Annotated in this window: 12 protein-coding genes; 5 read left to right on the forward strand and 7 right to left on the reverse strand. The window is 73.8% G+C overall.

What is annotated here, in order from left to right:
* Positions 1–122: 122 nt before the first annotated feature.
* From ACSMHG_RS19010 to ACSMHG_RS19025, 4 genes are all read right to left on the reverse strand, one after another.
* Positions 123–929 (reverse strand): MerR family transcriptional regulator, encoded by an 807-nt coding sequence (locus tag ACSMHG_RS19010; RefSeq protein ID WP_435748063.1) that lies wholly within the window; start codon positions 927–929, stop codon positions 123–125.
* Position 930: 1 nt separating this feature from the next.
* Positions 931–1,704, reverse strand: coding sequence for an ABC transporter permease (locus ACSMHG_RS19015; protein ID WP_435748065.1), 774 nt, complete (start codon positions 1,702–1,704; stop codon positions 931–933).
* Positions 1,705–1,706: 2 nt separating this feature from the next.
* Positions 1,707–2,471: an ABC transporter ATP-binding protein gene (locus ACSMHG_RS19020; protein ID WP_435748067.1), complete on the reverse strand. Its 765-nt coding sequence runs from the start codon at positions 2,469–2,471 to the stop codon at positions 1,707–1,709.
* Between the two features lie 65 nt (positions 2,472–2,536).
* Complete coding sequence (locus ACSMHG_RS19025) at positions 2,537–4,141, reverse strand: hypothetical protein (RefSeq protein WP_435748069.1); 1,605 nt, start codon at positions 4,139–4,141, stop codon at positions 2,537–2,539.
* 124 nt (positions 4,142–4,265) lie between these two features.
* On the opposite strand from ACSMHG_RS19025, the gene pgm reads away from it, so the two are divergent.
* Together pgm and ACSMHG_RS19035 are read left to right on the forward strand one after the other, a co-directional pair.
* Positions 4,266–5,927 (forward strand): phosphoglucomutase (alpha-D-glucose-1,6-bisphosphate-dependent), encoded by a 1,662-nt coding sequence (pgm, locus tag ACSMHG_RS19030; RefSeq protein WP_435748071.1) that lies wholly within the window; start codon positions 4,266–4,268, stop codon positions 5,925–5,927.
* A 284-nt stretch (positions 5,928–6,211) separates the two neighbouring features.
* Positions 6,212–6,349: a hypothetical protein gene (locus ACSMHG_RS19035; protein WP_435748073.1), complete on the forward strand. Its 138-nt coding sequence runs from the start codon at positions 6,212–6,214 to the stop codon at positions 6,347–6,349.
* 70 nt (positions 6,350–6,419) lie between these two features.
* On the opposite strand, the gene ACSMHG_RS19040 is transcribed toward ACSMHG_RS19035, so the two are convergent.
* A complete protein-coding gene (locus tag ACSMHG_RS19040; RefSeq protein ID WP_435748075.1) occupies positions 6,420–6,818 on the reverse strand; it encodes a hypothetical protein in 399 nt (132 codons plus the stop codon).
* A 55-nt stretch (positions 6,819–6,873) separates the two neighbouring features.
* Between ACSMHG_RS19040 and ACSMHG_RS19045 the strand changes: the two genes are divergently transcribed.
* Positions 6,874–7,626, forward strand: coding sequence for a Type 1 glutamine amidotransferase-like domain-containing protein (locus ACSMHG_RS19045; protein ID WP_435748077.1), 753 nt, complete (start codon positions 6,874–6,876; stop codon positions 7,624–7,626).
* Positions 7,627–7,715: 89 nt separating this feature from the next.
* On the forward strand, positions 7,716–8,984 hold the full coding sequence (locus ACSMHG_RS19050) for an MFS transporter (RefSeq protein WP_435748079.1): 1,269 nt from the start codon (positions 7,716–7,718) through the stop codon (positions 8,982–8,984).
* On the opposite strand, the gene ACSMHG_RS19055 is transcribed toward ACSMHG_RS19050, so the two are convergent.
* Together ACSMHG_RS19055 and ACSMHG_RS19060 are read right to left on the reverse strand one after the other, a co-directional pair.
* Positions 8,954–10,201: a fatty acid desaturase family protein gene (locus tag ACSMHG_RS19055; RefSeq protein ID WP_435748081.1), complete on the reverse strand. Its 1,248-nt coding sequence runs from the start codon at positions 10,199–10,201 to the stop codon at positions 8,954–8,956. The genes ACSMHG_RS19050 and ACSMHG_RS19055 overlap by 31 nt on opposite strands.
* A gap of 68 nt (positions 10,202–10,269) precedes the next feature.
* The gene (locus ACSMHG_RS19060) at positions 10,270–11,388 is read right to left on the reverse strand and encodes a ferredoxin reductase (protein WP_435748083.1); all 1,119 of its coding nucleotides are present in this window, start codon (positions 11,386–11,388) and stop codon (positions 10,270–10,272) included.
* A 93-nt stretch (positions 11,389–11,481) separates the two neighbouring features.
* Here ACSMHG_RS19060 and ACSMHG_RS19065 point away from each other — a divergent pair.
* The coding region (locus tag ACSMHG_RS19065) for a PucR-like N-terminal domain-containing protein (protein ID WP_435748085.1) at positions 11,482–12,305 on the forward strand (824 nt) is incomplete at its 3' end.

Below are 12,305 nucleotides of genomic sequence, written 5' to 3' on the forward strand. Positions count from 1 at the left end.
GCACTACCGTGGAACATGGAGCCTCCGGGTTGGAAGTGGGCCTTCGACAAGCCACACCCCACCCGGAGGTTCTCTTCACGTCAACGACCAACCAATGCCACCAACGTCATGGCCGAATACACCTAGCCCTGCTCATGGTCGTGCCCGTGGTCGTGCTGCCCCGGGAGCCGCTCGAGCTGGGTCCACCCGGTCCAGCCCCGCTCCCCCAGGAGCGCCATCAGCCGCGGCGCGGCCGGCACCGAGGTGAGGAAGATCGAGTCGAGCACCTCGACCAGCCCGTCGTCGAGCGTGACGCCGGCCTGGGCGTCCGCGCCCTCCCACTCCCCGGCGGTCTCCTCGAAGAGCGCCGCCAGCCGGTCGGCGACCGCCGGCAGCCGGGGGTCGTCGGCGTCCCAGTCCGCGACCACGAGGAGGTCGCGGTAGATCGCGATCCCGGCGGGGTCGTCGAGCTGGGCCTGCTTGAGGGCCATCAGCGCCGGCATCTGCTCGGGCACCCGTGCCGCGACGAGGATCCAGGCGTCCCTCTCGAGGTCGATCGCGCGCTCGGGGATGTCGAGCTCGCGGAGCCGCTCCAGGTAGGCGACCGCCTCGGGCGGCAGGGCGAGGTTGTCACCGGCCGCCAGCTGCGCGATGCGTTCCCGGTGGCGCTGCCGCTGACGGATCTCCGCTCGCAGGCGGCGGTCGATCTCCTCGACCGCCGCCGCGAACTCCGCCTCGTCGGCCGTGAGCAGCTGTCGGACCCGGGACAGCGGCACCCCCGCCTCGACCAGTGTCTTGATCCGGGTCAGCTCGACCACGGCCGCGGCGTCGTAGCGCCGGTAGCCGGAGGCGTCCCGCTCGGGGTCGGGCAGCAGTCCCTTGGCGTGGTAGTGCCGCACCGCGCGGACGGTCACGCCGGCGTACGCCGCGAGCTGGCCGATCGTGAGCACCTCAGGCGACCTTCCGGCGGTAGGCGCGCATGGCGAGGAGGTAGGCGAGCACGAGCAGGCCGACGCACCAGGCCAGCGCGGCCCAGATCTCCTGGCCCACCGGTTGCTCGGCGAGCAGCGCGCGGATGGTGTCGACGATCGAGGTGACCGGCTGGTGCTCGGCGAACCAGCGCACCGGCCCCGGCATCCCCTCGGTCGGCACGAAGGCGGAGCTGACCAGTGGCAGGAAGATCAGCGGGTAGGAGAAGCCGCTGACCGCGTCGACGGAGCGGGCGGTGAGCCCGGGGATGACGGCGAGCCAGGTCAGGGTGAGCGTGAAGAGCACCATGACTCCGAGCACGCCCAGCCAGGCGAGCACCCCGGCGCCCGTGCGGAACCCCATCGCCACGGCGACCAGGACCACGACGACCATGGCCAGGAGGTTCGCGGCCAACGAGGTCAGGACGTGCGCCCACAGCACCGCCGAGCGGGCGATGGGCATGGAGTGGAACCGCTCGAACATGCCGCCCGAGACGTCCAGGAAGAGCCGGTAGGCGGTGTAGGCCACGCCGGACGCCACGGTGATCAGGAGGATCCCCGGGAGCAGGTAGTCGACGTACGGGACGCCGCCGGTGTCGATCGCACCCCCGAAGACGTACACGAAGAGCAGCAGCATCGCGACCGGCGTGAGCGCCGTCGTCACGATCGTGTCGGGGCTGCGGAGGACGTGGCGCAGGGAACGGCCGGTCAGGGTGATGGTGTCGCGGACGGTGCCAGTGAAGGTGGGGTGGTCCATCCTCATCCCTCGCCCTCGGTGCCGACGACGGCCAGGAAGATCTCCTCCAGGCTCGGCTGCTTCTCGACGTACTCGACCTCCGCCGGCGGGAGCAACCGCCTCAGCTCCTCGAGCGTGCCCTGCACGATGATGCGCCCCTGGTGGAGGATCGCGATCCGGTCGGCCAGCTGCTCGGCCTCCTCGAGGTACTGCGTGGTGAGCAGCACCGTGGTGCCGCCCTTGGCCAGGTCCCGGACGGCCTGCCAGACCTCGGCTCGCGCCTGCGGGTCGAGGCCGGTGGTCGGCTCGTCGAGGAAGATGACCGAGGGGCTGCCGACCAGGCTCATCGCCAGGTCGAGCCGGCGTCGCATCCCGCCGGAGTACGTCGCCACCCGCTGGCCGCCGGCGTCGGCGAGGGAGAGCCGCTGCAGCAGGTCGTCCGCGACCCGGCCCGGCTCGGGGAGGTGCCGCAGGCGGGCGACGAGCGCGAGGTTCTCGTGGCCGGTGAGGACGTCGTCGACGGCGGTGAACTGGCCGGTGAGGCTGATCGAACGGCGCACCGCGGCCGGCTGGGAGCCGACGTCGGCCCCGTCGACCGTGGCGGTGCCCGCGTCGGCGGGGAGCAGCGTGGCGAGGATCCGGACGAGCGTGGTCTTCCCTGCGCCGTTGGAGCCGAGGAGCGCCACGACGTGGCCGCGGGCCACCTCGAGGTCGACTCCCCGGAGCACCGGGCGGTCGCCGTAGGACTTGGTCAGCCCGGCGACGTGGATGGTGGGTGTGGTGGTCATGGGAGGACCTTGCAGCCCTGACGCTGCGTCAAGGTCAAGCCGACCGGCCGACCCGGCCGACCCGCTCAGTCCTGACGGTCCCGGACACCGACCAGGCCGCCGCGGGTGGCGACGTACGCCGCGCCGTCGGGCCCGAGGGTCACGGCGGCGTGGTCGTTGTCGAGCAGCGCGCCGAGGCCGGTCCGCACCCGGTAGGCGGTCTCGCCGGTCCGGACGTCCACGGCCGTGAGGTACCACGCGTCGGCGCCCCACCAGCTCCTCCGCTTCTCGTGGACGTGGAGCAGGCCGGTCGCCAGCGACAGCCGCGCGCCGGAGCTGGGCGCGACGACGTCGGAGGTCCACACCGTCTCGCACCCGCGCGTGCCGTCGGCCTCCTCGACCACCTCCACCCGGGCCAGCCCACCGGCCGTCGTCCGGCCCAGCACGGTCCGCCACGGACCGGTGTAGCCGTGCGCGTTCGTGACGACCACGCCCGTGCCGACCGAGACCAGCGAGCCCTCCGCCGCGCCGGCGTCGTTGCCGAAGACCGACTCCTGGCACACCAGCGACCCGTCGCGGGCGGCGTAGAGCTGCACGTGCATCCGCGGGCTCGCGTTGTCGGTGATCGCCACGAGGCCCCCGGGGAGGAGGGTCGGCGTGGTGCCGCTGCCGCGCGAGCGCTGGCCCGGCTTGGTGACCGAGCCCCGGTCGTACGGCGCGCTCCACCGGACCCGCGGCCGGCCGGCCGGCGAGACGCCCAGCCGGTGCAGCGCCTCGGCCGTGACGACGTACACCGCGCCGTCGGTGTCGGCCGCGAGGCCGTTGGTCACCTCCGCGCCGAGCTCGAGAGCGGCCACCTTGCCCGAGCCGGGCGCGACGAAGCCGGCACGGCCCTGGCGGGTGACGAACCAGAGCCGGCCCTGCCAGTCGGGGAGCACCGCGACGAGGCAGTCGTCCGCGGGCACGCTGCCGGAGAGCTCGTAGGTGGCGTCCGTCGTGAGGTCGGGGTGGCCGGAGGCGTCGGAGGTGGCGACGACGAGGATCCGGCGGTCGCGGGTCGGGACCACCGCGCGGTCCTCCGCGTCGAGGTGGAGGGCCGGCGTGGCGCAGACGTCCTCCGCCGTGCCCTCCCCCGGCCCGTCGGGCAGCTCCTTGGTGGCGGCCGGCCGCAGCGACCCTGGGTCGACCACGTGGAGCGCCGGGCCGTCACGGTCCAGGCAGTGCGCGACCAGCCGACCGTGCCGGTCGAGGACGGGCGTCGCGCAGCGCCACCAGCCGTACCAGCCGGTGTCGACACGCGGCGACTCGCCGAGCGGGCCGGGGTGGGGGCTGGCGCCGGTCGCCCACCCGTCCTGGTGGCCGGTACCGGCGCCGTTCGGCGCCAGGAAGGGGTGCTGCGGAGTGCTGAGCTCGACCGGCTGGGCGACGACCGGCCGGCCGGTGTAGCCGGGCGTGACCCAGGCGCCGGGCGCCGGCGGGATGGGGAGCCAGCCGTCCGGGACCACCAGCACCAGTCCGGTGACCACCAGGACCGCGACGACCCACCCGGCCACGACCCGCCACGTCGGCCGCAGCCACGCCCGCACCCGGGGCACGGCGAGGCTGCCGACGGCGAGGACCAGCACGAGCGGGCCCAGCGCCCACGCGAGCAGCGCGACCACCACCAGCGCCAGCGAGCGCTGGAACCTCATCCGCGAGGTGTCGGCCGGGCGGCCTGCGGGGCGGGCGTCACGGGCGGGGATCCTACGGCGCGCGGGGGCCGCCGTCGGGGACCTCGCCGCGTCGGCGCTCCACCGGCTGGGCATGATGGGCCTCGTGGCCGACCAGCGCGCGGGGCAGCCCGCACAGGACCAGGACCTCGTCGACGTGGCACACCTCGTCACGGCGTACTACACCGGCGTGCCGGACCCCGACGACGTCGCCCAGCAGGTGTCGTTCGGGACCAGCGGCCACCGGGGCACGTCGCTGTCGACGTCGTTCAACGAGGCGCACATCGTGGCGACCACACAGGCGATCTGCGACCACCGACGGGCCCAGGGGTACGACGGGCCGCTCTTCCTCGGCCGCGACACCCACGCGCTCTCGGAGCCGGCCTGGGCCTCCGCCCTCGAGGTGCTGGTCGCCAACGACGTCACCGTCCTGGTCGACTCCCGCGACGGCTACACGCCGACCCCGGCGGTCTCCCACGCCATCCTGCGGGCCAACGGCGGACGGGTCTCGACAGGCTCGACCAACGCAAGCAGCGGGCTCGCGGACGGCATCGTGGTGACGCCCTCGCACAACCCGCCGAGCGACGGCGGCTTCAAGTACAACCCGCCGCACGGCGGCCCCGCCGGCGGCGACGCGACCTCGGCCATCGCGGCCCGCGCCAACGAGCTGATCGCCGGGGGCCTCGCCGAGGTGCGCCGGGTGCCGTTCGCCCGCGCGCGGGCGGCCGCAGGGGCCTACGACTTCCTCGGGACCTACGTCGACGACCTGCCCTCGGTGCTCGACCTCGACGCGGTGCGGGAGGCGGGGGTGCGGATCGGCGCCGACCCGCTCGGGGGCGCATCGGTCGCGTACTGGGCCGAGATCGCCGACCGGCACCGCCTCGACCTCACCGTGGTCAACCCCGTGGTCGACCCGACCTGGCGGTTCATGACGCTGGACTGGGACGGCAAGATCCGGATGGACTGCTCCTCGCCGTACGCCATGGCCTCGCTGATCGACCGGCGCGGCGACTACGACGTGGCGACGGGCAACGACGCCGACGCCGACCGGCACGGCATCGTCACGCCCGACAGCGGGCTGATGAACCCCAACCACTTCCTCGCCGTCGCCATCGGCCACCTCTTCGGCGGGGCGCGCCCGGGCTGGCCGGCCTCGGCGCGGATCGGGAAGACCCTGGTCTCCTCCTCGATGATCGACCGGGTCGCCGCCTCGCTGGACCGGCCGATGGTCGAGGTGCCGGTCGGGTTCAAGTGGTTCGTGCCCGGGCTCGTCGACGGGTCCTTCGGGTTCGGCGGCGAGGAGTCGGCGGGCGCGTCGTTCCTGCGCCGCGACGGCAGCGTGTGGACGACCGACAAGGACGGGCTGATCCTGGCGCTGCTGGCCGCGGAGATCATCGCCACGACCGGCCGGAGCCCCTCGGAGCACTACGCCGACCTCGTCGTGGCACACGGCGAGCCGGCGTACGCCCGGATCGACGCGCCGGCCGACCGCGAGCAGAAGGCGGCGCTGGCGGCGCTGTCGGCCGACGACGTCGCGGCGACGGAGCTGGCGGGCGAGCCCATCACCGCCAAGCTGACCGAGGCACCGGGCAACGGTGCGGCGATCGGCGGGCTGAAGGTGACGACCGAGTCGGCGTGGTTCGCCGCCCGCCCGTCCGGCACCGAGGACGTCTACAAGATCTACGCCGAGTCCTTCCGCGGCCCCGAGCACCTCGCCCAGGTGCAGGAGGAGGCGCGGGCGGTCGTCACCGCAGCCCTCGGCGGCTGAGGGTCGGCGCGCCGCCGAATCGGTCCGGACCGCCCAACGGACCCGTCCGTCGTGCCACGCTGGCCGGGTGGGAGCCGTGGAGCCCCGACTCGACCACGGGGTGGACCGACACCTACGACGTCACCGGAGCCGACGTCGCGCAGGTCATCGACTGGGCGCAACGCCAGGCCGGCGGGGAGCTCACCTATGCCGTCGCGCTGGTCTACGACGACGCGGCCGAGGAGGACCGCGATCCCGGCCACGGTCGCGGGCTCGTGTGGCTGCTCGGGAGCGACGGGAACGACGTGGCCCAGGACGCCCACGAGCGCCGCACGCAGGAACGGATGCTGCTCCGCCGTCGAGACCCCATCGTCCTCCCCGAGGCCGACCGGATGCCGCCTGGTGTGCCCGACCCCCACCACGACGGCACCGAGGACCGCTGACCGTGCAGGACTCCCACCTCGACCGTGCGGGAGCGCCACCTCGACCGTGCGGGGGTCCCACTTCGACGGCTCAGAGGTGGTCGGGGACGGTGAGGGTGTCGGGGTCCTGACGGGGCGGCAGCGCCGCCAGGGCGGCCTGCACCAGCGCCACCCGGGTGCGGACGACGAGGGCCCGCTTGACCCGGTTCACGCCGGGGTCGAGCCGCTCCTCGACCACCCGGGTGATCTCGGCCTCCGAGTAGGTCGCCCGCTCGCCCGTCCGCACCTCCACGTCGGGGAGCGCGACGAGGACCGGCAGCACCTCGTCGCCGACCCCGTCGAGCAGGTGGAAGCGCTGGATCCGGGTCAGCGCGTCCCACGCCTCGTCGACCCCGCGCCGGCCGCGGCGTACGTCGCGGTCCTGGGCGGCGAGGACGGTCTTGGCGGCGCCGGTCAGCGCCGCGGTCAGCTCGTGCTCGGTGAATCTCACCGTCCCATTCTGGCGGCACGGCCGCGGCTCATGCACCCGCTGGCACGATCACGGCATGACGGTGACGATCCTGGCGATGGGCGGCGGCGGCTTCTCGATGGAGCCCGACAACCCCCTGCTCGACGACTTCGCCCTCTCCCTGGCCACCCGTCGCCGCGGCGCCGGCGGACTGCCGCGGGTCTGCTTCGTGCCCACGGCGAGCGGCGACTCGGAGACCTACCAGGACCAGTTCCGTGAGGCCTTCACCGGTCGGGCGGAGGTCAGCACGCTCTCCCTCTTCCGGCTCGGCGAGGTGCCGGGCGGCGACGTGCGCGAGCACGTGCTGGCGCAGGACGTCGTGTACGTCGGCGGCGGCTCCACCGCGAACCTGCTCGCCCTGTGGCGCCTCCACGGTCTCGACGAGGTGCTCCGCGAGGCCGCCGAGGCCGGCACGGTGCTCGCCGGGGTGAGCGCCGGCATGAACTGCTGGTTCGAGGCATCGGTCACCGACTCGTTCGGGCCGATGGCGCCGCTGACCGACGGCCTGGGGTTGCTCACCGGCTCGGCCTGCCCGCACTACGACGGCGAGCCCGAGCGCCGTCCGACCTACCTCGACCTGGTCGGCACCAAGCGGCTGCCGAGCGGGTACGCCGCCGACGACGGCTGCGCGCTCCTCTTCCGCGGCGGCGAGCTGGTCGAGGCCGTGGCGTCCCGACCAGAGGCCCGCGCCTACCGCGTGCACCTGTCCGGCGACGCGCTGGACGTCGAGGACGGCATGGAGGCCCCCGACGTCGCCGAGTCGCCGGTCGAGGTGCGCTTCCTCGGCTGAACGGCCGTAGGATCTGCGTTGCAGAGGGTTTCACGCGTCTTGGAGGTGGGTTCGGCGCGTCGTACTGACGCACCCGGAAGGCACCACCCGTGACCCCCCTCGCCTCCTACCGACGCCTGCTCGACATCGCCGGCCCCGCCTACCTGGTCGTGGCGTTCCTCGGCCGGCTACCCCTGGCGATGAGCCAGCTCGGCACGCTCCTGCTCGTCTCGACCGCCACGGGCAGCTACGGGCTCGGCGGGCTCTCCGCCGGTGCCCTGGCCGTCGCCAACGCGCTCGGCGCCCCGGTCGCCGGCGCCCTGGCCGACCGGCTGGGCCAGCGCCCCGTCGTCCTCGTCCAGTCGCTGCTGGGCGCCACCGGCCTGGCCGGGCTCGTCGCCGTCGTGGCGGCCGACGCCGGGGGCCCGGTCGTCGTCGCGGTCGCCGCGGTCACCGGTCTGACCCTGCCCCAGGTCGGGCCGCTGGCGCGGGTCCGCTGGCGGCCGCTCACCGCCGGCACCGGGACCCACCAGCGGCGGCTGGTCGACGCGGCGTTCTCCTACGAGGGCGCCGCCGACGAGGCGTCGTTCGCGCTCGGGCCGGCGCTGGTCGGTCTGGCCGCGGTGCTCGTCTCGCCCGGCGGGGCGCTGCTGACCGCGGCCGCGCTGCTCGCCGTCTTCGGCACTGCCTTCGCCCTCGACCCGTCCGCGCGGCTCGGCACCCGGCCCGACGTCGCGGGCCACCTCGGCCGGCTGCTGACGGCCTCGTTCCTCGTCCTCGGCCTCGCGCAGCTCTCCATCGGCATGTTCTTCGGCGCCACGCAGACCGGCGCGACCGTCCTCGCCACGGAGGCGGGCCGGCCGGGCGTCGCCGGCCTGGTCCACGCGACCCTCGGCGTCGGGAGCGCGGTCGCCGGCATCGCCACGGCGTACCTCCCGGAGCGGGTCGGCCACGAGCGGCGCGCGCTCGTCGCCGCGGTCGCGCTGGCCGTCCTGTCCCTGCCGCTGCTGGTCGTCGACGGGCTCCTCGCGGTCACGGCGGTGGTGCTCGTGCTCGGGTGCGCGGTCGCGCCGTACATGATCGCGGTCTTCTCCCTCGCCGAGCGGGTGGTGCCGCCCGCCCGGGTCGGCACCGCGATGACCGCGCTCGCCAGCGCCACCGGCATCGGCTACGCCCTCGGCTCGAGCATCGCCGGCCGCCTCGCGGACGCGGACGGCTCCACGGCCGCGTTCGCCGTCACCGTCGCCGCGACGCTCCTCGCGGTGCTGCTCATGACGACGCAGCAGGGCCGCCTGCACCGAGCGGTGCAGGCGGCCCTGGGAGACGGCGGGGCGAGCGGCGAGGAGGGTCAGGCCGCCGCTTCGACCTCGGTCGCCTGACGGCGCGCGAGCTGCTCGAGGCGGGCCTGCGCGGCGCGACGGGTGCGGCGGTCGCCGGTCACCATCTTGTAGAGCAGCGCCAGCTGCTGCGGGGCGTTGGCGGGGGTGGTGGTGGCCAGCCAGCCGTTCGGCAGCGAGAGCCGGACGACCTTGTGCCAGGCGCTGCCGACCTGCTGCGGCAGCGGCGCCTCGTGGTAGTTGAGGTCGTACTTGTCGAAGAGCGCCTTCACCTTCGGGGCGACCTCGGCGTACCGGTTCGAGGGCAGGTCGGGGAAGAGGTGGTGCTCGATCTGGTGGCTGAGGTTGCCGGTCATCAGGTGCATGAACTTCGAGCCGGAGATGTTCGCCGAGCCCAGCATCTGGCGGACGTACCACTGGCCGCGGGTCTCGTTCTCGGGGATCGACTTCTTCTCGAAGGTCTCGACGCCCTCGGGGAAGTGGCCGCACATGATCACCGAGTGCGACCACAGGTTGCGCACCAGGTTCGCGGTGAAGTTCGCGGCCAGCGTCGGCAGGAAGGAGCCGGTCGGCAGGGCCAGGGCCGGGTTGACGACGTAGTCCTTCGTCGCCTGCTTGCGGATCTTGCGCAGGGTGTTGCGCGCGTTCTTCTTGAAGGTCTCGCTGCGCTTCTCCTTCGGCACCGACAGGTTCTTGCCGAGCTCGAGGTCGTAGGCGGCGATGCCGTACTCGAAGAAGCAGGCGTTGATGAAGTTCCACAGCGGCTGCCCGAGGTGGAAGGGGTGCCACCGCTGGTCCTCGTCGACGCGCATGATGCCGTAGCCGAGGTCGTTGTCCTTGCCCACGATGTTCGTGTACGTGTGGTGGATCTCGTTGTGGCTGTGCTTCCAGCCCTCCGCCGTCGAGGCGTTGTCCCACTCCCAGGTGGTCGAGTGGATCTTCGGGTCACGCATCCAGTCCCACTGGCCGTGCATGACGTTGTGGCCGATCTCCATGTTCTCGAGGATCTTGGCGATCGAGAGGCCGATGGTGCCGGCGATCCACGCCGGCGGGAGCACGCTGACGAGCAGCACGGCGCGCGAGCCCAGCTCCAGCTTGCGCTGCACGTCCACGATCCGGCGGATGTACGCCGAGTCGCGCTCGCCGCGGCTGTCGAGGACCTCCTGGCGGATCGCGTCGAGCTCGACGCCGATCTGCTCGATGTCCTCGGGCGTGAGGTGCGCGATGGGGTTGTCGGTCTTCTTGGTGATCGTGGTCATGGTGGTCTCCTTCGTCGTCAGGTCTCGAGACGGTCGCTGCGCGACCTCCTCGACCAGCGAGGGACTGGTCAGTGGTCGATGGAGCACGCGCCGGCAGCGGCGCTGATGCAGGTCTGGATCGGGACGCCCTGCGGGCCGGTCTCGCCGGGGACGGCGACGGTGACCGAGCCGTTGCGCAGGTCACGCACGGCGCCCTCCTTGAGCGGCAGCACGCAGCCCATGCAGATGCCCATCCGGCAGCCGCTGGGCATGATGACGCCGGCGTCCTCGGCGGCGTCGAGGATCGGGGTGGTGGCGTCGGCCTCCAGCGTGGTGCCGGACGTGAAGCTCACCGTCCCGCCGCCCTCGCCGTCGGCCACGTCGACCAGCACGGGGCGGAACCGCTCGGTGGTGAGCTCCAGCCCGCGGGCGGCGTGGTGCTCCTCGAGCGCGTCGAGGAGGCCGGCCGGGCCGCAGGCGTAGGTCAGCCTGTCGGCCAGGTCGGGGACCAGCGTGGAGAGGTCGGCGACGTCGAGCAGGCCCCGCTGCTCGTCGTACCACTCGACCAGCCGGATCCGGCCGGTGGCGTCGAGCCTGCGGAGCTCGTCGCGGAAGATCGCGCTCGACTCCGACACGTTGACGTGCACGAGCACGATGTCGACGGCCGGGACGTCGGCCCGGGAGAACAGGTTGCGCAGCATCCCGATGACCGGCGTGATCCCGGAGCCACCGGTGACCAGGAGCAGGCGCTCCGGGAGGGGCTGCGGCAGCACGAACTCGCCCTCGGCCTGCGCCAGCTGGAGCAGCTGGCCCTTCCGGGCGCGGTGCACGAGGTACTGGCTGACGACGCCGCCGGGGATCGCCTTGACCGTGATGCTGAGGCAGCCGTCCGGGTGGGGACCGTGGGTGAGCGAGTACGTGCGCCACAGGCGGACGCCGTCGACGTCGACGCCGACGCGGACGTACTGGCCCGGGACGTGCCCGGCCCAGTCCCGACCGGGCTTGATGACGATCGTCGCGGACTCGGCGGTCTCCGGGTGCACGGCCACGATCCGGCCGCGCAGCTCGGCGCCGGCCCGCAGCGGGGAGAAGACGTCGAGCACGTCGTCGAGCTCCAGCGGCGTGACCGCGGACTCGGCGACCCGACGCAGCACACCCCGGAGCGACCGGCCCTCGGCGGGAGCGTTCGACGCGGTAGTGGTGGTCATGTCATCCACTCTCCTAGATCTGAGAGGTAAAGTCCTGTCCGGGCGACGTGAACCTGGTGCCCGATCCTGTTCTCCACGAACAAAGGTTGTTCGATGACTCCTCGATCCACCCGGCCCGAGGGCGCGGCCGACCAGCGCCGCCGCTCGGCGCCCGGCCTGCACCTCCCCGCGGACGCGGTCGAGGCCATGCGCGCCGACCTCCCCGGTGTCGCCGAGAACGTCGTCCGCGCCATCGTGGAAGAGGTACCCAGCTACGAGGCGGCCTTCGACGGATCGATGGGCGGGACGATCCGGAACGCCGTGCAGCTGGCGCTGGGCGGCTTCCTCACCCTCGCCGGTGGGCGGCGGGGGGCCGACCTGCGGACGCCCGCGCCGGCGGTCGAGGGCGCCTACCAGCTCGGCCGGGGCGAGGCGCGCAGCGGCCGGACCACCGACGCCCTGCTCGCGGCGTACCGGATCGGCGCCCGCGTCTCCTGGCGCGAGATGTCCACCCGCGCGGTCGCCACGGGGGTCGACCCGGGGACGCTGGTGGCCTTCGCCGAGCTGGTCTTCGCCTACATCGACGAGCTCTCCGCCGCCAGCGTCGCCGGCCACACCGACGAGCTCGCCACGACCGGCCGGGTCCGGCAGCGGCTCCTCGAGCGGCTCGCCCGGGCGCTGCTCGACGGGTCCTCCGAGGAGGCCGTCCTCGAGGCCGCCGAGCGGGCCGACTGGCAGCCGCCGACCACGCTCACCGCCGTGCTGGTCCCCCAGTCGCAGGTGCGGCCGGTGCTCGGGCTGGTCCCGCCGGCCACGCTGGAGGTCGGCGAGGCCGCGGCCGGCGACGACGTCGGTGTCCTGCTCGTCCCGGACGCCCACGGCCGCGCCCGGGGTGCGCTGCTGCGCACGCTGCGCGGCCGCGACGCCGTCGCGGGGCC

This window comes from Nocardioides ureilyticus (assembly GCF_051280745.1).
Taxonomy (GTDB): domain Bacteria; phylum Actinomycetota; class Actinomycetes; order Propionibacteriales; family Nocardioidaceae; genus Nocardioides.